The 26,376-nt window shown below is 44.2% G+C and carries 21 protein-coding genes; 12 read left to right on the forward strand and 9 right to left on the reverse strand.

What is annotated here, in order from left to right:
* On the reverse strand, positions 1 to 3,036 hold the full coding sequence (ydiJ, locus tag AACT19_RS10210) for a D-2-hydroxyglutarate dehydrogenase YdiJ (protein WP_076646161.1): 3,036 nt from the start codon (positions 3,034 to 3,036) through the stop codon (positions 1 to 3).
* 221 nt (positions 3,037 to 3,257) lie between these two features.
* Between ydiJ and AACT19_RS10215 the strand changes: the two genes are divergently transcribed.
* The 7 genes from AACT19_RS10215 (at position 3,258) to AACT19_RS10245 (ending at position 9,450) form a co-directional block, all read left to right on the forward strand.
* The gene (locus AACT19_RS10215) at positions 3,258 to 3,941 is read left to right on the forward strand and encodes a DUF3334 family protein (RefSeq protein ID WP_004733423.1); all 684 of its coding nucleotides are present in this window, start codon (positions 3,258 to 3,260) and stop codon (positions 3,939 to 3,941) included.
* Positions 3,942 to 4,150: 209 nt separating this feature from the next.
* Positions 4,151 to 4,840: a DUF2786 domain-containing protein gene (locus AACT19_RS10220; RefSeq protein ID WP_076646163.1), complete on the forward strand. Its 690-nt coding sequence runs from the start codon at positions 4,151 to 4,153 to the stop codon at positions 4,838 to 4,840.
* Positions 4,841 to 4,982: 142 nt separating this feature from the next.
* Positions 4,983 to 5,651, forward strand: coding sequence for an OmpA family protein (locus AACT19_RS10225; RefSeq protein WP_004733421.1), 669 nt, complete (start codon positions 4,983 to 4,985; stop codon positions 5,649 to 5,651).
* A 157-nt stretch (positions 5,652 to 5,808) separates the two neighbouring features.
* Positions 5,809 to 6,903 carry a tetratricopeptide repeat protein gene (locus AACT19_RS10230; protein WP_076646165.1) on the forward strand — a complete coding sequence of 365 codons (1,095 nt, stop codon included), beginning with the start codon at positions 5,809 to 5,811 and terminating at the stop codon, positions 6,901 to 6,903.
* A gap of 165 nt (positions 6,904 to 7,068) precedes the next feature.
* Complete coding sequence (locus AACT19_RS10235; RefSeq protein WP_004733419.1) at positions 7,069 to 7,257, forward strand: hypothetical protein; 189 nt, start codon at positions 7,069 to 7,071, stop codon at positions 7,255 to 7,257.
* A 358-nt stretch (positions 7,258 to 7,615) separates the two neighbouring features.
* Positions 7,616 to 8,023 (forward strand): SulA-like leucine-rich domain-containing protein, encoded by a 408-nt coding sequence (locus tag AACT19_RS10240; RefSeq protein WP_004733418.1) that lies wholly within the window; start codon positions 7,616 to 7,618, stop codon positions 8,021 to 8,023.
* A gap of 323 nt (positions 8,024 to 8,346) precedes the next feature.
* Positions 8,347 to 9,450 (forward strand): phosphoribosylaminoimidazolesuccinocarboxamide synthase, encoded by a 1,104-nt coding sequence (locus tag AACT19_RS10245; protein ID WP_004733417.1) that lies wholly within the window; start codon positions 8,347 to 8,349, stop codon positions 9,448 to 9,450.
* A gap of 169 nt (positions 9,451 to 9,619) precedes the next feature.
* On the opposite strand, the gene AACT19_RS10250 is transcribed toward AACT19_RS10245, so the two are convergent.
* Both AACT19_RS10250 and AACT19_RS10255 read right to left on the reverse strand, forming a co-directional pair.
* Positions 9,620 to 9,997 (reverse strand): hypothetical protein, encoded by a 378-nt coding sequence (locus tag AACT19_RS10250; RefSeq protein ID WP_004733416.1) that lies wholly within the window; start codon positions 9,995 to 9,997, stop codon positions 9,620 to 9,622.
* Positions 9,998 to 10,200: 203 nt separating this feature from the next.
* Entirely contained in the window at positions 10,201 to 12,579 is a 2,379-nt protein-coding gene (locus AACT19_RS10255; protein WP_076646167.1) for a helicase-related protein, read from the reverse strand.
* 184 nt (positions 12,580 to 12,763) lie between these two features.
* Here AACT19_RS10255 and AACT19_RS10260 point away from each other — a divergent pair, with 184 nt between their 5' ends.
* The 3 genes from AACT19_RS10260 (at position 12,764) to AACT19_RS10270 (ending at position 17,014) form a co-directional block, all read left to right on the forward strand.
* Positions 12,764 to 14,452: an NAD-dependent malic enzyme gene (locus AACT19_RS10260; RefSeq protein ID WP_017089115.1), complete on the forward strand. Its 1,689-nt coding sequence runs from the start codon at positions 12,764 to 12,766 to the stop codon at positions 14,450 to 14,452.
* A 194-nt stretch (positions 14,453 to 14,646) separates the two neighbouring features.
* Positions 14,647 to 15,447 (forward strand): SanA/YdcF family protein, encoded by an 801-nt coding sequence (locus AACT19_RS10265; protein WP_004733413.1) that lies wholly within the window; start codon positions 14,647 to 14,649, stop codon positions 15,445 to 15,447.
* Between the two features lie 196 nt (positions 15,448 to 15,643).
* On the forward strand, positions 15,644 to 17,014 hold the full coding sequence (locus AACT19_RS10270) for an SLC13 family permease (RefSeq protein WP_017085749.1): 1,371 nt from the start codon (positions 15,644 to 15,646) through the stop codon (positions 17,012 to 17,014).
* Between the two features lie 300 nt (positions 17,015 to 17,314).
* On the opposite strand, the gene AACT19_RS10275 is transcribed toward AACT19_RS10270, so the two are convergent.
* Positions 17,315 to 17,665, reverse strand: a complete 351-nt coding sequence (locus AACT19_RS10275) for a GlpM family protein (RefSeq protein WP_076646169.1) — start codon at positions 17,663 to 17,665, stop codon at positions 17,315 to 17,317.
* Between the two features lie 124 nt (positions 17,666 to 17,789).
* A complete protein-coding gene (locus AACT19_RS10280) occupies positions 17,790 to 19,085 on the reverse strand; it encodes a GGDEF domain-containing protein (RefSeq protein WP_017082763.1) in 1,296 nt (431 codons plus the stop codon).
* A 304-nt stretch (positions 19,086 to 19,389) separates the two neighbouring features.
* Between AACT19_RS10280 and AACT19_RS10285 the strand changes: the two genes are divergently transcribed.
* Positions 19,390 to 20,214 (forward strand): DUF2797 domain-containing protein, encoded by an 825-nt coding sequence (locus AACT19_RS10285; protein WP_017070245.1) that lies wholly within the window; start codon positions 19,390 to 19,392, stop codon positions 20,212 to 20,214.
* Positions 20,215 to 20,519: 305 nt separating this feature from the next.
* Here AACT19_RS10285 and AACT19_RS10290 read toward each other — a convergent pair whose 3' ends face one another.
* Positions 20,520 to 21,743, reverse strand: a complete 1,224-nt coding sequence (locus tag AACT19_RS10290) for a sensor domain-containing diguanylate cyclase (RefSeq protein WP_076646234.1) — start codon at positions 21,741 to 21,743, stop codon at positions 20,520 to 20,522.
* Positions 21,744 to 22,144: 401 nt separating this feature from the next.
* Entirely contained in the window at positions 22,145 to 23,029 is an 885-nt protein-coding gene (locus tag AACT19_RS10295; RefSeq protein ID WP_076646171.1) for a LysR family transcriptional regulator, read from the reverse strand.
* 239 nt (positions 23,030 to 23,268) lie between these two features.
* Here AACT19_RS10295 and AACT19_RS10300 point away from each other — a divergent pair, with 239 nt between their 5' ends.
* Positions 23,269 to 23,940 carry a type 1 glutamine amidotransferase domain-containing protein gene (locus AACT19_RS10300; RefSeq protein ID WP_076646173.1) on the forward strand — a complete coding sequence of 224 codons (672 nt, stop codon included), beginning with the start codon at positions 23,269 to 23,271 and terminating at the stop codon, positions 23,938 to 23,940.
* 146 nt (positions 23,941 to 24,086) lie between these two features.
* Here the strand turns inward: AACT19_RS10300 and AACT19_RS10305 are convergent, their stop codons facing one another.
* Positions 24,087 to 25,322: a cysteine desulfurase-like protein gene (locus AACT19_RS10305; RefSeq protein ID WP_076646175.1), complete on the reverse strand. Its 1,236-nt coding sequence runs from the start codon at positions 25,320 to 25,322 to the stop codon at positions 24,087 to 24,089.
* Positions 25,306 to 25,962: a 2OG-Fe dioxygenase family protein gene (locus tag AACT19_RS10310; RefSeq protein WP_076646177.1), complete on the reverse strand. Its 657-nt coding sequence runs from the start codon at positions 25,960 to 25,962 to the stop codon at positions 25,306 to 25,308. Before AACT19_RS10310 ends, AACT19_RS10305 begins: the two co-directional genes overlap by 17 nt.
* Positions 25,963 to 26,376 lie beyond the last annotated feature (414 nt).

Raw genomic sequence — 26,376 nt, forward strand, 5'->3', positions numbered from 1 at the left:
TTAAAGAATTTTTGCTAGCGCCTGTAATGGGTGAGCAAGCTTCTCACCTTCAAAGCGCTTCACTTGGCTACGGCAAGAATAACCCGTCACCAAACAACGATCTTTTGGTAAGTCCTGCATTTGAGGTTTCCAGCTTAAACCGTATATGTCTTTCGACATTTGCAGTTTATCCACTTCATGGCCGAAAGTACCCGCCATACCACAACAGCCGACAGGAACGCTGGTTAACGCAGCACCAAAGTGTTTGAAGATAGCGCCCCACTCTTTTTCAGCGTTCGGCATCTTGGTCTTCTCTGTACAGTGAGCGAACAAGTACCACATCTCTTCACTTGCTGAGCGCGCTTCGAACTCACCTAACGATGGCATTAACCATTCATGAACGGTGAGCACATCAAAGTCGCCACGCTTGTCACCTAAGATCTCGACGTATTCATCGCGATAACAAAGTACCAGTGCAGGATCAACACCCACCAAAGGAATACCGATATCCGCCACCATCGACAAGAAATCCGATGTAGATTTCGCCTCGCGAGCAAAACGATTTAAGAAGCCCTTAATGTGCAGCGCTTTTCCATTGGGTTTGAACGGCAGCAGTACCGGTGTTTTACCAAGCTTCTGAGCCAGAGTGACGAAATCTTCGACTACCTCTGCATCATAAAAGCTAGTAAACGGGTCTTGAACGATAAGTACATGCTGTTTCTTCTGCTCAGAAGACAAGCCTTCTAAGTACTGTAAGTCGAAGAGTTGCAGTTCTTTACTCACCAGACGATTTTTTAGCGTAGGCACCGACATCAATGGTGCATCAACATAACCGACTGTTTTAGCCGTTGCGGTTTGTATCCACTTTTGACCCAATGCTGCGTTAACAACCTTTGGTGCTTTCGCCATTAGCGGCAGCATGGTTTCAATGTTGGCAACTAAATAGTCTTTTGCAGGGCGCTGATAACGAGAGTAATAGATGTTCAAGAATCGAGAACGGAAACTCGGCACATCGACTTTAATCGGACACTGGCTCGCACACGCTTTACATGCAAGACAACCATTCATCGCTTCGTGAACTTCATGCGAGAAATCGTATTCATGGCGTTTGTTCATCGTGTTACGAACACGCTCAACCATGGTTTTAACCGGAGTATTGTCCTTCAGCGCTTCTTGCTCTAAATCGAGAATATCGACGCCTTGTTCCGTTAACTGACGCAACCACTCTCTTACCAAACCTGCGCGGCCTTTTGGTGAATGACGACGGTCAGCCGTAACTTTCATCGAAGGACACATTGGCGAGCTCGTATCGTAGTTGAAACACAAGCCGTTACCGTTACATTCCATGGCTTGTTTGAAGCTATCACGAACTTGTACGTCGATCTGGCGGTCGTAGAAGCCGCGCTTGGTATCGGTGACTTTCACCAATTCAGCGTCGCTTTCTAACGGCGTACAGATCTTGCCTGGGTTCATCTTGTTGTGCGGGTCAAAGGCTGCTTTAACACGTCTTAACTCAGTAAACAGCTCTTCACCAAAGAAGTCAGGGCCATACTCAGAACGGAAACCTTTACCGTGCTCACCCCACATCAAGCCGCCGTATTTAGCCACCAGCTTAACCACTTCATCAGAGACTTCGTGCATCAGTGCTTCTTGCATCGGGTCACACAGATCAAGTGCCGGACGAACGTGTAATACGCCCGCATCAACGTGACCAAACATGCCGTAGTTCAGCTCTTTTGAATCGAGCAGCACTCTAAATTCAGAGATGAAGTCCGCCAAGTTTTCCGGTGGTACACAGGTATCTTCAGCAAAAGCAACTGGCTTAGCTCGGCCTTTCGCCGCACCTAACAGACCCACCGCTTTTTTACGCATGTTGTAGATTCGGCCAATGCTCGCTAAGTCGCTGCACACTTGGAAGCCAATCACACCCGCTTCTTCAGTTTCAAGCATGCTTTCAAGTTGTGCAGTCAGCGCTTGAACTTGTTGTTCAACTTCCGCTTCATCTTGGCCTGCAAATTCAACCATGTTGATACCAAGCATCTCTTTATTGGGAACATCCATAAGCAGGTCGCTCACGGTGTGCCAAACGATGTCTTGCTTCGCTAGGTTCAATACTCTTGAATCAACCGTCTCAACAGACAGGGCTTTCGCTTCTACCATAAACGGAGCATTGCGCAGCGCAGAATCGAACGTGTTGTATTTCACGTTAACCAGTGTGCGCGCTTTTGGAATCTTGGTTAGGTTTAACTTTGCTTCCGTGATGAATGCTAAAGAACCTTCAGCGCCACATAGGACGCGAGTCAGATCAAAGCTGTCGTCTTGTTCGTTGATTGCGTTCTTTAGGTCGTAACCTGTTAAGAAGCGGTTCAATGGTGGGAATTTATTAAGAATTTGAGCGCGCTTGTCTCGACAAACTGCCTCAGTAACCGCAAGGGCATGGTGAGCAAATTCACCCTCAACTGGCAAGCCGTGTGATAAATCAGACTCTAAACACGAACCATCCGCGAACACCGCTTGTAGCGACAACACATGGTCAGACGTTTTTCCGTACTTCAACGACCCTTGGCCCGAAGCATCGGTATTGATCATGCCACCTAAGGTTGCTCGGTTACTGGTAGAAAGGTCTGGAGAGAAAAAATAACCGTAGGGACGTACCGCATCATTCAATTGGTCTTTAACGACGCCAGACTGAACTCTTACCCAGCCCTCTTTCTCGTTAATCTCAAGAACCTTATTCATGTGTCGTGAAAGGTCAACCACGACACCTTTCGTCAACGATTGACCGTTGGTTCCGGTACCGCCACCACGAGGGGAAAAGGTCACACGTTCGTAAGCGGATTTAGCACCCACTTGACCGAGCAACACAACGTCTTGAGTTGTTTTAGGAAGGATGACCGCCTGCGGCAATTGCTGATAGACACTGTTATCAGTCGCCACAGCCAAACGGCTAGAATATTGAGATTCAATGTCGCCAGTAAAGCCCGCTGTTTTTAGTTCATCTAAAAAGCTTACGACTACTGGATCGACATCAGCATTAAGTTGAAGTCTTGGTAACATTTGCTTCCTGCCCCTACTTCGCTGATCCAATCAGCATTGGGTTATCTGAGATTTTTAATAATTTTCTTTGAATTTCGTCACTTTACTACTATTAAGATCATATAAAAAGGTGATCAAATCAGAATCTCAGTGCAAGAATGGAGAAATAGTCACTTTCGTCTTAATTCAGTCCAATATACTGAATAACATTTTGTTTAAGACATCTCCATGAGCACATCACAATGAAAAAAAACAAAACAGTCACAACTGAAGATATTCTTCTTAAGCTATGCCAATCAGTCTCAAGCGTACTCACTTCAGCGACGGCTTCTCAGGTGTCCTATTCAGCTATGGTTCAAAAGATCAACAAGACAAGTCTGAAGCCAGACTTTGGTTGTTTCGTCTTATTTGACGGTGGCTTTTCTGGTCTTGTTGTCATCAATTTTACGTCTAAAGCCGCGCTAGAGATCTATACCAATTACATGCGTAACATGGGCATGCCAGAAGATGAGCTGGCAGTACTGCACACTTCAGACGAAGTGGGCGATGTTTTGGGCGAGTTAATGAACCAGTTAGTTGGTGATTTCACCAATAAGATCCGTAAAGAACTGCAAACCAACATCACACAGAACCAACCGAAAATGCTTGCATTGAACAAGCAAGTAAACCTTTCTGTTGATACTAACCTAGATCGTCCACAAGCTCGCCGAGTGACCTTCTCGACTGCAAACAACAACATCTTCTACCTAGAGCTTGCAATGGATAAGACAGAATTCATCCAATTAGAAGAATTTGAGATCGCTGAAGACGAATGTCCAGACAGTATTCTTGAGGCTACTCAGAAAAAAATGCAGGAAGCGAATAAGCCCGCTCAAAGTTCAGGTAATGATTCTGCAGCCGATCTACTCGATGAACTTGGTATCTAGTTTGCTAATACTCTAGTTAATCCGGAAAATCGTGTCACTAACGCCATCAATTCGCTTGATGGCGTTTTTGTATTATCCAGAAGCCGTCTCTTCCATCCTTCATAAATGGCTCACCGCATAATAACAAATGACTTTTGACTTTGCTGTTACCTGCCAAAACATGTAAAATGTCGGACTTTTCAAAATTTGCGGTAATGATTAAGTAGTCGATGGATAAGAAAAAAGCCCTAAAGAAAATTGCCAAGTGCCTTGAGCTTGGAAATTCTGCGAACGTCAATGAAGCGGCCAATGCGATAAAAATGGCGCATAACTTGATGCTGAAATATGGTCTCGAGAAAGACGATATTGAATTTATCAAGATGGGGAAAACTCAATCCAGTCATCTGTTACCTGCAAATATCAGCTCTACACTGCTGCGTGTTATTCGCGGTATTAACACCAAGTTTGGCGTAGAAGCCGTATTACTTAACCACAAAGGCCTTAAGCGTGTGGAGTTCATTGGTGAAGCTGATCGAGCAATCTTTGCTGCCTTTGCTTTCGATATTATTTATCGCGAATTGAACGAGCATACGGGTCAATTCAGAAACAGCTTTGCAGGATCTGGTACAGGAACTCTCGAAGTCACTCGTCGTGTGAATTCTTACGTCTCTGGTTGGGTAGAAGGTGCGCTTGAAAAGTTGCCAATCATTACCCCGGATGACGAGTCAAACAACAAAATCAATAACTACATTGATAAAGAATTTGAAAATATTGACCGTGAAACCTTCAAACAACAACTCAGAGAAGCGATGAAAAACCTCACCGCTGACTATGAAGTTGGTTTGAAGAAAGGTCGTAAGCTTTCAGTAAACCGCCCTGTTGGCGGAACTCAAGAGGCTAAAAAAATCACCAAATCGTAGAGCATGCCATTTAGCTAAATCATAATGCTTGCTCTTTACATTTCCTCAGCACATTGTTAAAACCATCAATAATACTTATAGGACTATATGTTTGTCATTCGCAATCCATGCGTTTGACAGAAGTACATGATGGAGAAATACGTTGAAAAAAATCACACTAGCCCTAGCGCTTACTGTCGCTCTAACGGGTTGTCAGGCAACTCAACGCCAAAATGCTACAACAGGCGAATCTGAGACGAACTCTGCAACTCAAGGCGCTCTAATTGGTGCAATCGCTGGTGCCGTTGCTGGTGCTGCTACTGGTGACGATTCTAAAGATCGCCGTAAACGTGCACTCATCGGTGCTGCTGGTGGCGCCGCCGTTGGTGGTGGTATCGGTTACTACTTCGACCAACAAGAAGCTGCACTTCGTGAAGAACTCATGAACTCTGGTGTTCAAGTTGAACGCGTTGGTGAGAACCAGCTTCTACTTCGCCTAGAAAACGGCATTGGTTTTGGTTCTGGCTCTTACGCTTTAGAGTCTAGTATTCACAACACACTACGTGGTGTGGCTCGTATCTTAGTTGAATACCCAGACACTAGCCTAGTGATCGACGGTCACACTGACAGCACTGGCAGCGAGTCGTCTAACCAAATCCTTTCTGAGCGTCGTGCTGAATCTGTTCGTGCATTCTTGATCTCTCAAGACGTTGCTGCAGGTCGTGCCATTGCTCGTGGTAACGGTGAACGTTACCCTCTATGTGACAACAACACCTCTCAAGGTCGTGCTTGTAACCGTCGCGTAGAAATTCAAATTTTGCCGCTTAAGTAGCACGGTTAAAGCCCAGTTACCTTTATCTATTGAAATAACCACTATATAGTTGCTTGTCATTCGTATGGCTTATTTTAAGCGCTACGACTTAACACTCAGCCAGATAGCGTATTCATCCTGATACATCGGCACTGGGCTTTTTTACGAGACTTATCTTTTGCTTATCCTATCCAACTTTCTGTCATCGTCATTTCTTAGGCCTCTATTTCTAGCCCTCATATTTTCCACGATACCGTTGTCCACCACACATTTCGTGCACGCAGCAAGCAATGATGAATTTTCATTAGATCCACAATCTCAAGAATCACAACCTCAAGACCCAATTTCTCAATATCAACTCGCTCAAGCTTATGAATCGGGTGTCGACGTCCCTTTGAGCACCAGCGATGCATTTTATTGGTACTCGCAATCAGCGGATAACGGCAATGCAAATGCGCAATTTAGGCTGGCTGAATTGTATTTATCTGGGACAGGTGTAGAGCAAAGCAACAAGCTAGCTTTAGAATGGTTTATCAAATCAGCATTGCAAGGTAACAAACGCGCCTCAGTTGAGGTCGCAAAGATCTATGAGTCCTCGCTTGAGAAAGATCTACTCCAACCATTAGATGCAGCACAGCTATGGTATGAAGCGGCCTTAAAAGACAACCCTGATGCAGAAGATGGTTACAATCGCGTTCTGGAAGCACAATTTAACCAACAACGCGCCAAGCAGATCTCTTCGATTGAGCAGCTCAATGACAACGTCAGTGCAGAAGCCAATACGAATCAACCAAGTACCTTCCCTTCAGCACTAACTTCTAGAGACCAAGCAACACGTTCTAACCTAACAAACTCTGACTATATGATCGGCACAGTACTGGCCGTTTTAATTGCAATAGTGAGTATCAGCGCAACTCTGGTTGTATCGCGAAAGCGACAGATTCTGAAGTCTGGTGAGTTAAATCAGCAACAACAGACACTTGAAGCGCAGCTTAGCGCGAAAGACTTCACCATTAAGCAGCAAAAACGTCAGCTGCAAACCATGTTTCACGAACTGAAGAAGCAGAAAAACAACAAGAGCTTGAACAATTTTCAGGTAGCTTGTGCGCTATTTGGCTACACGCCTAGCTCAATTCCGGACCAGAAAAGCATCAAAATACGATACAAACAATTATCAAAGATCTACCATCCAGATGGTCACGGATGTGACGAAGAAATGAAACGTTTGAACAATGCGCTAAAAACCATTTTACAAAATGTTACAAAACCGTAAACAACTACACATATTAAATTTGCAAGGTCGCAAAGATATCGATTTTATTAGTGTTGCAATCGATCCCCCTCTCAAAAACGGGTAACAAACTATTAACTAATGGGTCTTACTTGTGTCATAATTTGCGCCGAAAATACGCCTGACTTAAACAGGTGAGGAGAGAATATGTTCACAATAGAAGGCGTTTGTGATTGGTGCAAAAAGCCAAGCCTAGTTAAAAAGCACGACTACCTAGATGGTAAGTGTCATCATGCATGTAAAGAGTGCAATGATATTGCAACCATTGATGTTCGCCAGTTCAATATTGGTGAAATGGAAATGAGAGCAAAACTCTCCCAAGCGACATTGAGATAAGCAACACCGTTGAAATATAAGAAAGCGCCTAAGGCGCTTTTTTTGTGTCTGTGGTTTTAGATCTTCTCTCTTCTCTCTTCTCTCTTCTCTCTTCTCTCTTCTCTCTTCTATACAGGTGTATACAGTACTTTTCTGTCAAAACCACTGTATACACCTGTATAAGGCTCACATTTTTTCAAATTATGAGACAAAACAGCAAATTCATTCAAATTTAATTTATTATTTAATTTCAATAACTTAATTATGTTTAATCTATAACTTAAGACAAAATCGTCCAATAATCCCGCAAAAAACGCTTGATCTTATAAGCAACTAAAACTACTGTATACACATACAGCATGTATATAAGGACAGCAAAATGATTCAAGCACACGTTAAAGCCCAACACTCTAGCCCGCTAGTTCACTGCGCATTTACATCAGTTTCTCGTAAAAGCAAAAATTCAAACGAGGAAGCGTTATTTGCAAGAATGGCGTTGCTGTCCAACCAACATCAGTGGTTACTGTTTACGGCTCAAACACCGAGACCATCGGCTAAGCAGCTGAAGCAACATAATGTTTGCTGCGACCGAGTTATTCATATGAAAGCCTCTCATCAAATGACTGAGGTAGAAACAGTCGAGAAAGCCATTCGCTCTAAGAATGCGAGTGCGATTGTGGCAAGTGCATCGATTGATCAATTCAGTCAGCAATATCTAAGAACATTAGGAATGCGCTTTCAGTGTGAAGTCTTCTTTATGGATGCGAATTCAGAGCGAATTCACTAAGCCACCTTGCTTAATAACATGTTGGCTTAATAACATTGTTGGCTCAAAAACATAGCCCATACACATAGCTTAATCTTTTAGCTAACAAAGTTAACTTAACAAACATAGCTCCAAAACACAGTCCAAATATACTGCCTTCCCCTGCCCTACGATTCGCCTATTTTTTGGCGAATTGTTAGGCGGGGGTTTTTATTTAAACAATAGATTTAGCAATCGTTTGCTTTTTATCTGGAAGGAAATAGTAGATTAAGTATAATGCCCGTCTAATCATGTGCACACCGCACTTCTCTGTATGACGTTTGATAAAAGATAGGAATGTCTAAATGAGCCTTGCTGATCAAGTTCTTGCCGTAAATGATGACCTACCAATCCGTACTGACAAACCTGTCCACAGTGGCAAAGTTCGCTCAGTCTACTGGTTAACTGAAGAAGATAGTCAACGACTAATCAAAGAGAAAGGCTACGATGTAGCACCAGATGCGCCTTTAGCAATCATGGTGATCAGTGACCGTATCTCTGCATTTGATTGTATCTGGCGTGGTGAAGGTAATCTTAAAGGTGTTCCGGGTAAGGGAGCGGCTCTGAATGCTATCTCTAACCACTGGTTCAAATTGTTTAAAGACAACGGACTTGCTGACAGTCATATTCTTGATATCCCTCACCCGTTCGTATGGATTGTACAAAAAGCTCGCCCAGTCATGATCGAGGCGATTTGTCGTCAATACATAACAGGTTCAATGTGGCGTGCATACGCAAACGGCGAACGTGAATTCTGTGGTATCGAGATGCCAGAAGGCCTCGAGAAAGACAAGAAGCTACCAGAGCTACTGATCACGCCTTCAACAAAAGGGATTTTGAAAGGTATCCCTGGTGTTCCAGAAGCTGACGATGTGAACATCTCGCGTAACAACATCGAAGATAACTTCGCAGCGTTCAACTTTACTCAAGCAAGCGATATCGCACACTACGAGAAGTTGCTAAAAGAAGGCTTCAACGTTATCAGCCAAGCACTCGCGAAAGTCGACCAAACCTTTGTGGATACAAAGTTTGAATTTGGTTACGTCAACGATGCTCAAGGTAAAGAAAAGCTGATCTACATGGACGAAGTGGGCACGCCAGATTCATCTCGCATTTGGGATACTCAGGAATACAACAAAGGCAACATCGTTGAAAACTCTAAAGAGGGTTTCCGTCAGTTCTTGCTTAACTACTTCCCTGATGCAGACATTCTTTTGAACAAAGAACGCATGCCAGAACGTGAAGCATTAGCTCGCGACAATGAACTACCTCTTGATTCACTGATGTCTCTGTCTCGCACTTATCTTGATATCGCAGCGAAAATCACAGGTGCAGAGATCGTACTGAGCGAGAATCCTAAGCAAGAAATCATCGATGTACTGCGTGCTGACTATGGTCTAGTCGACTGATTGACTGATTGCATTCTAGAAAGCGAGTAAGCTCGTAAACTCAAGTTTCAGATACTAAAAGGGCCTCATCATTATTGAGGCCCTTTTTACGTGTGCGATTTTTAATATTCTTTGAGCTCGCTTCTAAGCTGTATGCTCTAAGCTCTAAGCTCTAAGCAATAATGAGAGATTACAGCTTGATAGTAAACTCTTCTCCAGTATTCTCGGCGATCACCAAATGACTGCGCGTCTCGATGTACTCTATCTGCTCTTCTTCAAGAGAATACGGCATAACAACTTTGAGCTCATTAATCCCTTCTAGCCTAGCTAGCTTAAGTAAGGTAACAATGTTTGACTCATCACTTTTACGCGTCGACATTGATTTTAATGCCATCTGCCATAAACGATCTTCAGGGCTTGCTAGCTCTTTAATGCTATCTCGCCAGACGGTACTGAATACTGGCGCAATTGTGGTTAGTGCTTCCAGAAAAGTCCATTTTTTACTGCATGAGGCGCCAAGAAAGGTTGTGTAATCGAACTCTACACGCGTCTCTATCTGTTTTTCCATGATGTCCCCCGACACTTTGACAACACAATATACTCAATATCTATCAACTCTTTCTTTATAGCAATAGGATATAGAAGAATAGTCTTTTATGACCTTTTGATTGGTTAAAAAGGCATATAAAAATCAATTTTGTAACAAAATAAGCACTGAATAATCATATATGCACCTATTTGATTAATATTTTAGAGATAAAACTTATCTATCTATTTTATATCAATTATCCGGCTCGCTTTTTTGTATTGAATACGCCAGCCAGACCATGTTGGCAGCTCCCAGCGTTTTGGTGATAACTTTCGGCTACCCGATTGATAGTGAACGTATATCAGCTTTCGTGCGGGCAAGTATTCTACATCGAGTTGTAAGTCGGCAAGGCTCAGTGCAAACGGGTATTTTTCAGAAAACTCTGAATAGAGCCAACTTGGAATGCCATCAAATAGAATATCGACATGGTCGAACATTTCCAATTCGCTCACATCAGTGACACCTAGCACCTCAAGCTGCTCTATCAACCATAGCTCAAAGTTAATGTTCTCAATTTCTGGTGTGTATTGGGTTTGTTCATCGAGACCGAGTTTCACATAAAGCTGCCAGTGTTTGATTTCTTGAGTGCGAACCTTTGCAAAACCGGGAAGTTGGACGCCTTTTAACACAAGATCGACAATAGGCTTTAATGATAGTTGCCCTTCAGCCGCGACGAGCTTGGTCGTAATTGTACGGCCTGCGTACACCAAAGCCATCTCGGTAAAGACACCATCATCATTTACTCTTGTTTCACCTTGCTCCCAATCTCCGAGTTCAGCTTCGATGATAAGCTCAAGAGGAATAGGTGCCGTGACCGTCGCTAAGGTCAGTGTTTGCTTAACACCTCTTCCCGGCAAACTATGGGTATCAAGCACCAACATCGCTTGTGCATTGTCCGGGAAACGATTCTGACGGCCGAGTACGACCTCTAACACTCCATTAGCAAAGGCTTCTTTCCTCTTCAGTCGGCGCACAAACACCAGCTCAGGATGCAAATGCACAATAGTCTTAAGCAGTTCAATACGTTGGAAACGTGACGCGACTTCTAACTGAGGAAGTTCAAACACCTCACGCATTTGCTTTGCCAGCCCTTGTGCTTCATTCAGTGCCTGTTGGTCGATTTCTAAATGCGGATAATCGCGACCACGAACAATCTGAATTAACAGGCTTAAGTCACACCCTTCTTTCTCTTGCTGAGCGAGTGCTTCAAGATGTTCTGCATTGCTCGGCAACTGATACAAACGAGCAGGAACGGACAACGCCGCGGTGAGATCGACCATCGCTTCTTTTAATGCTTTGGTTTTGATTCGAGTAACAATATCGGCATACAAAGCATCAATCGGCAGCGGATACAGCTTTTTGCCATGCTCGGTAATTTGATGGTCGCTATTAATCGCCTCCATCGTGAGCAAGGTTTGAGTCGCGCTGTTTAATGACTTCTCAGGAATAGGATCAAGGAAGGACAAGCTCTCAAACGGAGCACCACAACATGCCGCGGCCAACATAGGTTCTGTCAGCTCTTCACGCTGCAATTCAGGTGGTGTGACTAACTCTAACGCCGCATGTTCGCCATATAGACGCACACAAATGCCATCCATCACTCTACCCGCACGGCCAGCTCGTTGTTTGGCACTCGCTCGTGATATGGATTTAAGCATCAGTGTGGTTCTTCCGTTTCGTTGAACGGTACGTCTTTCTAACCCTGAATCTATCACCACGCCAATATCAGGTATGGTGAGGGAGGTTTCAGCAACGTTGGTCGCCAAAATGACCTTTCTCAGGCTATTACCTTCAGTATTGATATTACGACCCGATAACGCTAGATCTCGTTCTTTTTCACAGACCGACGCATGCAATTTCACTACTTGGATGTCTGGATTCTTTGCCAAGGCTTGTTCACATTGCACGATCTCTTTTTTACCTGGTAGGAAAACCAAGATATCGCCATGTGAAGCGAGCAGTTGATGATTCACTTCTTCAGCAATGCGTTGCTCTAGATGTCGAATGTCGGGCAATGCTCTTGATTCATTCGCCCTGTGTTCAATAGCAACTTGATAAGTTCGGCCTTCACAGCTAATTCGATTCGCATCCAAGTAATGAGCAAGACGCTCCCCTTCAATGGTTGCTGACGTGATCACCAAGCGATGGCTCTCTTTTTGTTTGAGAATCGCCACCAGCAGATCAATGTCCCAGCGCCTCTCATGAAACTCATCCACCACAATCACATCAAAACTGGCTAATCCGTCTTCTGATAACCAACGCAGCGCGATACCGGGAGTCACAAACACAACGTTAGTTTGCTCGTTGTACTCCGACTCAAGCTTAATCGCATAGCCAACCTTGCTACCAAGCTTCTCACCCGATTGCTGTGCGAGGTATTTAGCTAATGACGTACACGCGATACGTCTTGGTTCCACCACCAGCACTCGTCCATGCTGAGAAGCCCAAAGTGGCAAACGCGTTGATTTACCCGATCCGGTTTCAGCTTCGACTACAAGGTGAGAATTGGCGATTTGCTCGTGGAATACGTTTTGATAAGAATCGATAGGAAGTAATGACATAAAAAGGAGGAATCGCGAAAAAGTGTGAGCGAAGTATAACGAATTATGGCGCTAGAATTCGATAAGTGTGGGACATGGGTAAGAATATCATTTTGTTTGCAAAGATCGGAGGGAAACTATTTACAATTGAATAACTAAACCGTTATCATTTTTCGGTTACCCTTTCTCCCATATTAGGCATCCAATGAACAACGATAAACGCCCTCTATATATCCCTTATGCTGGTCCTGCTCTACTAAGTACCCCTCTTCTAAACAAAGGCAGCGCATTCTCTGCTGAAGAGCGCAGTTCTTTCAACCTTGAAGGCTTGTTACCGGAAACGACCGAAACAATCCAAGAGCAAGTAGGACGTGCATACAAACAATATTGTAACTTCGAAAGTGATATGGATAAGCATATCTACCTTCGTAACATCCAAGACACTAATGAAACGCTTTTTTATCGTTTAGTTCAAAACCACATTTCTGAAATGATGCCTATCATTTACACGCCAACGGTTGGCGCAGCATGTGAGAACTTCTCAAATATTTACCGTCGTGGCCGTGGTCTGTTTATCTCATACCCGAACCGCGATCGTATCGATGACCTACTGAACAATGCGACAAACCACAACGTTAAAGTTATCGTGGTTACGGATGGTGAGCGTATTCTTGGTTTGGGAGACCAAGGTATCGGTGGCATGGGTATTCCAATTGGTAAGCTAGCACTGTACACAGCTTGTGGCGGTATCAGCCCAGCTTACATGCTACCTATCGTGCTCGATGTGGGTACAAACAACCCTCAACGTCTTGCAGACCCAATGTACATGGGCTGGCGTCACCCTCGTATCACAGGTGCTGACTACGATGCATTCGTTGAAGAGTTCATCCAAGCTGTTCAACGCCGTTGGCCTGATGCATTAGTTCAGTTCGAAGATTTCGCACAAAAGAACGCAATGCCACTGCTTGAGCGTTACAAAGATCGCCTCTGTTGTTTCAACGATGACATCCAAGGCACAGCAGCCGTAACGGTTGGTTCTCTACTTGCAGCATGTAAAGCAGCAAACAGCAAACTTTCAGATCAACGTATCACCTTCTTAGGTGCGGGTTCTGCAGGTTGTGGTATTGCTGAAGCTATCATTGCTCAAATGGTGTCTGAAGGTATCAGCGATGCACAAGCACGCTCTCAAGTTTACATGGTTGACCGTTGGGGTCTGCTACAGGAAGGCATGCAAAACCTGCTTGATTTCCAACAGCGTCTGGTTCAAACCAACGAAAACACTAAAGATTGGGAAAGCGACGGCACTGGTTTCTCTCTACTAGACGTTGTTCGCCACGCGAAACCAACCGTATTAGTTGGTGTATCTGGTGCTCCAGGTCTGTTCAGCAAAGAAGTCATCAAAGAGATGAACCTACACTGTGAACGCCCTATCGTGTTCCCACTATCAAACCCAACAAGCCGTGTTGAAGCAACTCCAAACGACATTATTCGTTGGACTGATGGCCAAGCACTGGTTGCGACAGGTAGCCCATTTGAGCCAGTAACTCATAACGGCACCACTTACCCAATCGCTCAGTGTAACAACAGCTACATCTTCCCAGGTATTGGCCTTGGTGTATTGGCTGTGAATGCTTCACGTATCACTGATGAAATGTTGATGGAATCAAGCCGTGCACTTGCTACGTGTTCTCCACTAGCAATCAATGGCACAGGCGCTCTACTTCCACCATTGGAAGAGATCCACACCGTATCTAAGAAGATTGCTCTTGCCGTTGGTAAGAAAGCGATTGAGCAGGGTGTTGCACTAGAGATCACTGAAGAAGCTCTTCAACAAGCGATTGACCAGCACTTCTGGCAGCCGGTTTACCGTCGCTACAAGCGTACTGCATTCTAATAAAGCGTGCTGCGCTCTGAATAAAAGCGTACTGCGCTTGGAATAAAGAGCGTTAACTACTTTTATAAGAGCCTCTGCAACTGCAGGGGCTTTTTTCTTTACACTGTCTTGTCTTTTTAACTGATTTTTCTCATTTTTATTTGGTATTATCGAGCACTCAAAAATTAATGCTCAGTCAAAGGACCATACCGAGAGTGAAATTTGATTCTCACATTTTCCGTAGCTACTTATTAAAAGCTTACAAAAAACTGCAAGGTTTTCTGTTTGGCGCTTTCCTCGTGTTCTTAGTTGGCAGCGCTGCGGTTATTGCGATCGATTATTGGGTTTCATGGCAAGCGGAAGATCGCATCATCTACGATATTGATGACGTGCCCGAGCTTGAGGTCGCGGTTGTGCTTGGCACAAGCAAATATCTGGGTAGAACACTCAACGACTATTATAAACACCGAATCGAAGCCGCGATTGAGCTGTTCGATCGTGAAAAAGTGGACCAATTTCTACTGAGTGGCGATAACGCTCATCGCTCTTACAATGAGCCGTGGACGATGAAACGCGACTTGTTGAAAGCGGGTGTCCCCGATGAACGCATCAATCTAGATTACGCAGGTTTTAGAACCTTGGACTCGATTGTTCGCGCCAAAAAGATATTCGATACTGATAATTTTCTGATCATCACTCAGAAATTCCACTGTGAAAGAGCGCTATTCATCGCTAATTCTTACGATATTCATGCGCAGTGTTTGGCAGTTTCAGGGCCAACCCACCATTCGGGAACCTCAATACGTCTACGTGAAGTGTTTGCGCGCACCAAAGCATTCCTTGATCTGTATATTATGGGGACAACGCCAAAGTTCCTTGGACCTAAAGAGCCGATTCAACCGAGTCCAAAACCGGAATCATTTCCGATTCCAAACCCTATTACTGACCCCACTGTAAACCCTGTTGTAGACCCTACAGCAAGCCCTATTTTAGAACCAGCAGAGACCGATGTGTAGAAAACTACACATTTTGAATTTGTTGCCTCACACTTCCCCATTGTTAAGCAAAAACACACCAACACTCCTTTATTAACTTGAGTAACATTCTTCCAACAAAGTCTGACCCTACATCAAGCTATATACCTCGAAAATAATAAGCACGACTCAATGAAGTCGTGCACCAATAAAACGAGGATAACAAAAGGAGCGTCTTATGACGGCACTTGTTACTACACTGAAACACTGGTTGTTTACCCGCAACAGCATGATCTTAATTGGTAATTTCACGCTATTTGCACTTTTGCTCAATACCCTGCCTTTCGAAGCGCAAGTGAATACAGGTTTAAGTATTCTCGTGTTTGTTGCCATTCTATGGTTAACAGAAGCGATTCACGTCAGCATCACCGCTTTGCTCGTTCCCCTATTGGCTGTCTTGTTTGGTGTATTCAACACGCCCGCTGCGCTGGCTAACTTTTCGAACCCAATCATCTTCTTGTTCATGGGTGGCTTCGCATTGGCAGCCGCGCTGAACAAGCAAGAGTTAGATAAAGCAATTGCTGACAAAGTACTGTTGATTGCAAAAGGCAGAATGTCGGTCGCCGTGTTCATGCTGTTCGGTGTGAGTGCCGGCTTATCAATGTGGATCTCAAACACAGCCACCACAGCAATGATGCTTCCTCTTGTTCTTGGCATCATGAACAAGGTTGACCAAAGTGAAGACCGCAACACCTACGTGTTCGTACTATTGGGTATCGCTTACTGTGCATCGATTGGTGGCATCGCAACCTTAGTGGGTAGCCCACCAAACGCAATTGCTGCCGCAGAAGTTGGTTTAAGTTTCACAGAATGGATGGCGCTAGGTCTACCTATCTCAATGATCTTATTGCCCATCACAATGGTTGTCCTGTACGTGATGACTAAGCCAAAGCTCGACCATAAATTCGAGCTAGACCACGCTCCTGTAGAGTGGACAAACAGCAAAAAAATCACACTGTCTATCTTCCTTTTAACCGTAACGCTTTGGATATTCGGAAAACCAATCAACGCAATGATTGGCGGATTCTCTAAGTTTGATAGCTTGGTAGCGATTGGTGCCATTGTACTGCTTGGCGCTTCTAGAGCGGTTGAATGGAAAGATGTCGAGAAGACAACGGATTGGGGTGTGCTTATCCTGTTCGGTGGCGGTATCTGTTTAAGTAACATTCTTAAAGCGACTGGAACCAGCGTATTCCTAGCACACTCACTAAGCGGATTTTTAGAAACAGCAGGCGTGCTTCTTACGATTCTAGCCGTGGTAGCGTTCGTGGTATTCCTAACGGAATTTGCGAGTAACACAGCGAGCGCAGCTTTGCTTGTCCCTGTATTTGCAACCATTGCTGAAGCGCTGGGTATGTCACCTGTTATCTTATCTGCACTAATTGCGATTGCCGCATCTTGTGCCTTTATGCTACCAGTCGCGACACCACCTAATGCGATTGTATTCGGCTCTGGTCATATCAAACAAAAAGAAATGATGCGAGTCGGTATGGTGTTGAACCTAGTTTGTATCCTAGTACTAACACTGTTCGCTTGGATCTTCTGGTAAGCACTAACGCCCTATATACTTATGTTTATAGACAAGAGCTTATAGGAATGCCCCCCCACACTCAAAAAGATCTGGTTGCAGCTTCCCCCGGCTCAACCAGTACAAATATGCCCGTTCAGCTAACAAGATCAGTTTGACTAGCAAGATCAGTTTAACTAACAAAACCAGCTAAACGGGCATCTAGAAACAAGAAACGCTTTTCCCTTTTGGTGGCCCCGCGCCACCTTTTTTGTGTCAGCTTGTCACCTTTTTTGTATCAACTTGCCACCAACCACTAATTACCGTTCTAAGACCTGGCTCTCACGCCACACTTGGCACCAAACGCGTCCAACCTAACAACAGCATAGAAGCACACATAACCCAAACGACAGTGGCTAAAGAAAGCGTCGATACCAGATTGTAGCGATAACTGAACACATAAACCGCGCCAAGATAAGCCGCGTATGGCACAAGCGAGAACAAGCCAAGGAGTGCCGTGGTACGTAACTCCACCATGGTTTGTTCCGTGCCAACAATGTAGTGAGCAATTAGAGCAAAGGTTGGAAACAACGGCACTAAGCCTGCGATGTAAAAGCTCTTACTTTTCGACAGCAACGCAATCAACAAAACAGCCGCCGCACCAAGCAAACATTTAAAGAACAGTGAGATCATTTTTTATACGCTATCCAAGCAAATCAACAAAGGCTCTAGAGGGTAAACTCATATAGCGCCCATAAAAATGCCACACGTCACATATGCACGTGTGGCTTATAAACTAACCAAAACAATTTTCAGATTAGTGACTCAAGATCACCTGATTTCGGCCTGAATGCTTCGCTTGATATAGAGCTTCATCAGCGCGAGCAATGGTCTCTGTCACCCGCTCTTGTTTCATCTCAGCAATACCGATGCTGCAAGTGAGTGGATCGCCATGAACCCAAAGGTGTTGGCTGACCAACAGTCGTATTTTCTCGGCCTTTCTTTGAGCTTCACCAGCCTCAGTCTCCGGGCAAAAAACAATAAACTCTTCACCACCCCATCTCACCAACTTGTCGGAAGCGCTGATCGAACTGCCCACCACCATGCTGAATTCTCGTAAAATATGATCACCCATTTGGTGTCCGTATTTATCGTTGACGCTCTTGAAGTAGTCGATATCGAGATACAACATACTCAGCTTTCCATGCCCCTGCTTTACCTGCTGAGACTGCATTTTTAGCCAATCACGAATCGCGTGTCGGTTGAGAATCCCAGTCAGTTCATCACGATGAGCCTTTTCTGAAAACTCAAAGTTTTGCTCTCTCAGTGCTCGATTGACGTTCTTTAAGTGATGATGCCTTTTCTCTGCAAGCACCATACGCTTTCTTGAACGGTTTAACTCAGACAATAAGAATACGGTGCCCGTACCAACCCAAACAAACAGTAAGATAAGGAACAAGCTTTCGCCTGAAATATAAGATCCCTCGAACTCAATACTGCGGATGACTATTCTGTGGTGACCCAGTTTCGCACCAGACGCAGTAGCAAACTCGACCATATTCACATTCGAATACTCAGGCGCTGAATGCTCTAGCGCAATCTCGTTATCCGCTAACCACCATGTCATTACTTGCAGGTTTTTGATCGGAATCTCAATCACACCACCATCCACGCCAGGAGAAAACTCCATTCCGTTGTACTTATGCGTGTACTCGTCATCAGGAACCGAATAAGCAGGATTGTAATTACGCAGGTAAGTTCGCAAACGACCGCTAGAATCGGCCTCCGCATGGTAATCAATATTGACTCTAAAGGTGTGGTACTGAGAAAGGTCAAGGCCAGTGGTAATGTCTGGGTTGATGCGAATCGATAGGCCGCAATAAGGCCACGGATACTCAGACTTTTTAAGCTCACAGTCGAGAATATACTGGCCATTTTGATAAGATAATTGGGACGTACTGACGCCCCTATCCACTTGATCGCTGGTCGCGATAAACTCATATTTATCCGGCGTAATTGCCGTTATCACACGATTTCCGCTCACACGGTAATACTGGACAATCGCCAGCGTCGTGATAACTAAAAAGATGACTATTTTATGGATCCACTTCACGTCTAAGCTTCCGGCTTAAGGTCCCTATAATTGGGATTTCACGATAGAAAATAAGTTAGGTAAATTAGTGATCTTAATGCCAATAATTTACTAAAAAACGTTATATCACGCCTTAACAAAATGTCATACCATAATTTTGAGCGAGTGTTTACTCATCAATTATCCATCGCAATAATCAAGTAATATTGTGTATTAAAACGGACTCTATTTGTTATACTCATCGCATAATCATCGTTAACCGTAGCGCCTACTTACAGAGCTTCCGAGTCGACGAAATAATAATCAAAATACAACGAGTAATGTCATGTCTTTATTAGCAAAAGGAACACTCAAGAAAATGAGTGCTTCGCTCGATGGTGCGGTTACCTACCGTTTACCTGTCGGTGAAGAGTTTGTAGAGCTAAACCCTCTGATTGGTAAAACCATCAACCTCACTCACACCGGTAATATTTTTTGCTGCTCGTGTGGCAAGAAAACCAAGAAAAGCTACTCTCAAGGCCACTGCTTTGTGTGCATGAGAAAGCTAGCAAGCTGCGACATGTGCATCATGAAGCCAGAAACTTGCCACTACGATGAAGGCACGTGTCGTGAACCTGAATGGGGCGAAGCGAACTGCATGGTTGATCACTTCGTTTACCTATCGAACACATCAAGCCTTAAAGTGGGTATCACTCGTCATACTCAAATCCCTACTCGCTGGATTGACCAAGGTGCCACTCAAGGCCTACCAATCTTGAAAGTGAAAACTCGTCAGATTTCTGGCCTGATTGAAGTTGAGTTAGCCAAACACATTGCTGACAAAACCAACTGGCGCACGTTGCTAAAAGGCGACGGTGACGATATGGAGTTGGTAGAAAAAGCCAAAGAACTCTTGCCATTGGTTGAGGATAAAATCCAAGAGATCAGAGCGAAGTTTGGCGACGATGCAATCGAGATTCTTAGTGAGAACATCACTTCACTGAGCTACCCAGTTGAGCAGCACCCAGTGAAGATTGTTTCTCATAACTTTGACAAAAACCCTGAAGTATCTGGCGTGCTGCAAGGTATTAAAGGCCAATACCTTATCTTGGATACTGGTGTAATTAACATCCGTAAATTTGGCTCTTACGAAGTAGAAGTTTCTGCTTAGTAAGCCAACGGTTTTGAGATGTTCGCTGTTTTGATAAACCAAAGCTAAACGGTTTTGATCGGTGAAAGCTAAACGGCTTTGATGAGCTAAAACTAAAATGCCCTCAGCAATTGCTTGAGGGCATTTTTGTATCATGACCAGACATTATAACGGGGTGACACCCTAGTTAGCTTTGTTACTTAAGCTGCTAGATTTATTACTTATGTTTCTAAATTTATTGCTTATGCTTTTAGATTTATTACTTATGCTTCTAAATTGATTGGGTGTGCTAAATTAATCGAGTTTACTCAATAGATTGAAGTCGTCTAGTGCGGTAATGCTTGGCTTATATCGCTGGCAAACACTTCTCCGCACACGCAGTTCTTTCCATTCGCTTTGGCTCGATACAAAGATTGGTCTGTGAGGTTGACGAGTGCATCGATGGACACTTTTCCTTCGCAAGATCGACTATCACTTACTCCGATACTCACACTCACATTAAAATGAATCTGTTCGCCCACTTTGAACTCGACCTGATTAAATTGCTGTCGGATCTGATCAGAAACTTCTCGCGAAACGTTAGATGACGCATTGGGAATAAACAGAATAAACTCTTCTCCACCCCAGCGGCCTGCCACACCACCCACTCTCTCTACATTACGTTTGGTAATGTTAGCCAATGCGCAAATAACCTCATCGCCCACCATATGGCCGTAAGTATCATTGATCGATTTGAAGTCATCGATATCAAGCAGCATACTGACGACATGAGTATCAGAGGCAATATGTTCCCTTAACCACTCATAAATCGCTCTGCGATTGAGTAAGTCAGTCATTTCATCGTAATTCGCTTGATGAACCAATTGCTTTTCCAACATCACCTTTTGAGTCACATCTTCGAGCACAACCTGAACGGCCGGCTGACCTTGCCAAGTAATCGCATTATCGTAAATATTGAAGAATCGATGAATGCCATCGAACCCAATGTTTTCAACCACAGTGCTGGTTCCCGACAATTCACCCGACACGATCGCTTGATAGTGCTTACTGATGCCATCCGTATTCTGTTTTGGCACCAATGTAAGGATAGAGTCCAGCTTTAAAACTTGTTCTATGGAAGAACCACCCTGCATTTTAACCCACGATTGATTGACCATCAGCGGCTTGAACTCTCGGTGAACCAAGATGCCCTGCCCTGATTGCATGATCATATCGTGATACATCTTATCTTGTTCACGCACCGCATTTTGTAGCTGAATCGCAGGGGAAAGATCGATCACCGTGACTTGCAGTGCTGGCCGACCTTGCCACTCTGTCACATGGTCAATAGAGAACACTGTGAACTCTCGACCATTGCGATCAACATTAACATAGGTGTGGACCTGCGGATCGCGTTGACCGCTGATCGTTTCAAGGTAATTTTGATAGGCTAAAACATGGTATTCTTCTGAGATTAGATCTAGGAAGCTATCTATATTAGTAAGTAGTTCTTCGGGTGATTGGTATCCATAGATGCGAGCATAATTAGCGTCAACACTAACTACATTCATATCTTGAATAGTTATGACACCGTACGTGGATTCGAAATTTATTGAAGACATTGCCAACTCCGCACTCTCGCTACACTCCACAAACTGGAGCATAACAACACATCCTGCCAACGCTTCCACACAATCTTTCACGCGTTAGGGGCATTAATATGGTATCTAGTATATCGTACTGCTACAGGCTGCTCTACAATTCTATCGCTAACACGAGTCACTAAAAGTAGACAAGTCTCTCATTCCTATTACTCGCGTCAAAAAACAAAAAAAGATAACGTATATCTATGTAAGCATTAGCTTTTCTGTTTTCCGCTTTCAAATAGGTAGCTAGAGCTAATCACGACTCTTTTCAAATCCGTTCATTATTCACTTCTATCTTGTTGGCTGTTCGCTTGAAACCTTGTCGGTTATTCATTCCAATCCGAAAAGTAAGCGACTAAGAAGTCGATCGCCAATCTTGCTCTCTGGGGTAAAAAACGGCGGTTTTGATATACGACCCAACTGCTGGTTCCTGCTCCCCAATATTCTTCAAGCACCGGGACCAGTTTTCCATTACTAAGGCCACCATTGAAACTGCTCTTAGGTAGGTAGACAACACCAAGCCCCTCTTCACATGCTTTCAGTACTGCACTCGAATTATTACTGCGCCAGCGCCCATGCACTCGTACTGCATTTAACGGTTTACCCTCTTTCTTAAATAGCCACTGATCACTGTTGGCGATAATACAGCTGTGCATTTTTAACTGCTCTGGATGAGTTGGCGTACCAAATTGCTCTATATAGCCTTTACTGGCTGCCGCCGCCATCGGGCGATCGACGAGCTTTCTTGCCACCAATCCTGAATCGTCCAATCGGCCATAACGAATCGCGAAATCGATGCCATCTTCGATGAAGTTAACCATCTTGGTATTGAAATTCATTTCTATGGTGAGCTCAGGATGATCTTTGGCAAACTCCATCAGCGCCGCCGCGACATGATTTTCTGCAAACGCGCCTGCCGCACTCACACGCAAAGTACCGCTAAGCTGAGTCTGCTGAGAAGTCACTTGCTCATTCGCTTGCTGAAGCCCAATGACCAAATCTCTACACTGCTGATAATAGGTATGACCCGATTCGGTCAGGCTCACCATTCGTGTAGAGCGTGCAAGCAGTGCCACACCCACTCTCTCTTCTAACCTTGAAACTTGGCGACTTACATGACTGGTACTGCAACCCAGTTGTTTTGCTGCTGCAGAAAAGCCGTGACATTCGGCTACCGCAACAAACTCATTAATCCCTTCAAAGCTATCCATACTTCACCTGTTTACATCTAACGAATTCACATTCGACTAATTCACATCAGACTATTGCTATATAGCAATAATGTTTTGCCTATTCGGTATATTATCACTCAAATGGTTTACTACTAGTATTACAGGTAACGAAACAGCGGCATCTAAATTGAAAACTTTGGTTTTCTAAATAAAAACCACGATGCCTAAAGAAAAACCACAACGCTGAAACCAAACAAACGTGCTCAAAGGGACGAATCATGAAAAAAATACTAATACCTGTAACTAACCACGCAACACTAGGCGATACAGATCAAGCGAACGGTACTTACGCGCCTGAACTGACTCATGCTCTGAAAGAGATCATTGCTGCGGGTTTTGAGTACGACATCGCTTCTATCAAGGGTGGCAAAGGCCCATTGTACGGAACCGATATTGAAGGGGATTCAGTAAACGCCGAGATCTTGGCTGATGATGACTTCCAGAACCGCATTAATAACACGATTCCAGTAAGCCAAATTAACGTAGAAAGCTACGACGCTATCTTCTACCCAGGTGGTTTCGGTTTGCTTTCTGACTTAGCAACCGACGAGCAATTCGCAACGATTGCAGCTAAGCACTATGAAGATGGCGGTGTGATCGCATCTGTATGTCACGGCCCAGCAGCACTGCTTCCGATTGTTTTAAGCAACGGCGAGAAGCTATTGAGCTCAAAATTGGTGACTGGCTTTACTCGTGAAGAAGAGATCGACTTTGGCACAATCAATGACATTCCGTTCTTATTGGAAGAGTCTCTTGCTCGCAGCGCAGCGCGTTTCAACAAGGTTCAACCTTGGCAAGAGCTTGTGATTGTTGATGAGCGAGTGATTACTGGCCAAAACCCAACCAGTGCGCACGCAGTAGGTGCAACTCTGGTTAAGCAGTTGTCTTAGTTAAATCACGGACTTTTTCGATTAGCGGCTTTAGTCTTAATAGACTTTGCTAAACAGATATAAGTTCATGAAACAAAAAGAGCATACTTCCTACTCAATATTATTGAGAGAAGTATGCTCTTTTCTAATTCTATAGCTATTAAGAGCTAGTGGCTTCGCAAGATCCCTTCAAGCACATTGAACAACAAGTCGATCTCTTCAATCGAGTTGTAATGCATACAACCAATACGCACCACGCCCTGCTCTTCAATACCCAACTGTTTCACCAAACCTAATGCGTAGAAATGTCCGTTCCACACACAGATATTATGTTCACCCAACTTCTTGGCGATGAACTCTGGAGAGTGATTATCAAAGGTAATCGCAAACGTTGGGGTTCTTAGATTCGAATCAAATTCGTTTTTCCCGTAAAGCGTTGCCTCTTCTAGATCAGACAAGCGTTTAAGGAAGTACTCACTGAGTTGGCCTTCATGCTTATTATAAAGCGCGTAGCTTTGCTCTAAACGAGAACGCAATGAATCGGCGGGATCGCCTAACTGCGCCAAGTAATCCACCGCCGCAATCACACCGGCAAGGCCTTCGAAGCTTTGCGTACCTGTCTCAAATCGACCTGGGCCGATATTGGTTGCAGGCTCTACCTTGTATGGCTTTAAAGTATGCAGCCATTGCGGCGCAACATAAGCAATACCCACATGCGGGCCGAAGAACTTATAAGCTGAACACGCTAAGAAATCACAATTCAGCTGCTGAACATCAATCAAGTGGTGTGGCGCGTAATGCACGGCATCGACATAAACCTGAGCACCATGTTGATGTGCTAGTTCGATCACTTTCGCCATATCAACAATGGAGCCCGTCGTGTTCGAAGCAAACGTCACCGCGACAAGCTTGGTTTTCTCGTTAAGCAGCGATTCAAAATGCGCCATATCCAAACTGCAATCCGACTCGTCTACGCGAACTTGGCGAACAATCGCGCCTTTGTCGTCTGCCGCTTGCTGCCAGCTCGAAACATTTGAGTAATGGTCTAACGCCGTGACGATAACTTCATCGCCCTCTTTCCAATCGCGGCTGATCGCTCGGCTAAGTTGGAAGGTCAGAGATGTCATGTTCGCACCGAACACAACATTGCCAGAAGACTCCGCATTAAGCAGTGCTTGCGCCGCTTCTCGCGCTTGCTGCATTAAGCTTGTGGTCTTTTGGCTAGAAAAATAGTGGCCGCCTAGGTTTGAATTAAAATGCCCTAGGTATTCGGTCATTGAAGCTAAAACATTCTCAGGCACCTGAGAGCCACCTGGCCCATCAAAAAAGGTCACCGGCTTGCCGTTATGATATTGGCCTAAAGCACTAAACTGTTGGCGCACATCATTAAGAGTGAAGGACATTGCGCGCATCCTTAGCTGTTAGAACAAACACATCCATATGGCCCATCTCATCGTGGTCTATGGTGCGAATCGGTTGTGCATTGTGCCAAAGCTTACTGTCTGCCAGCATCGCAACCTCACCATCACCTAACACCTTTCTAAAGAATGGCGCTTCATGTGAGTCTTGATACAGCATGATTTCACCACCCACAATGTTATGACGGTTCACACCGATCAAAGCGATGTGGTCAAAGCCATCTTGGTGAACCCCTTCAGGAGCAACCTGAGTCTCTTCAAAAATAGCGGCAATACGAATTTGATGGATTTCGATTTCTTGCCCGTCTTCAAGCCCATTGGTTTCAATAAACAGTTCACACATTTCCTGCATGCCTTCACTGCCTAAAATATTCGCTTCAATCGGCTCGAACTGACGAACAACGTCACCTTGAAAGTGATTAATGTTTTCAGACTGAACAAAGTTATGTTTGTCTTGCTCAACGACTTGTCCATTACTGAATTGAACCACCGAGTATCTTCTCAATCGAAACTGGCCATCCGCATGCTCTGTGCTTGGTAGCTTAGAGAATGATGGTGACAACTCCTCAACCGCATGGTTACTGAGGTGGGTAATATGTAGGGTATTTTCGTGAGCATGTAACATCATCGACTCCTTAATGATTGTTAATTTACTTTCGATATTTAACGTTTTGTTTACACAAAGGATACTTGAAGATCTTGTCAAATCAACATTAAACAATCATTTATCCCGTCATATTTAATAATTCAGACACTAAATCCAAACTGAAATCAAAAAGCAGTGTATAACACCAGAATAAAAGATGACCAACTCTTAAAACTAGCACACTCCACTAGCTAGTTATAAATCCCTATAAATTTAAATATAACGATATTATCCACTGGAAAGCTAAGTTTCATATTGTGTCAGCCCTTTAGCGTCAATACGCCAACCTCCTTACATGAGCTCAGGCGTCACGCTCGCCATCATTCATTTCTATGCTTTTGCACAGCAAAATACGACCTACCTATCAATTGCCAAGCTATTGATTATTTACAC

Source organism: Vibrio sp. 10N.222.47.A9 (assembly GCF_963872585.1).
Lineage (GTDB): Bacteria > Pseudomonadota > Gammaproteobacteria > Enterobacterales > Vibrionaceae > Vibrio > Vibrio splendidus.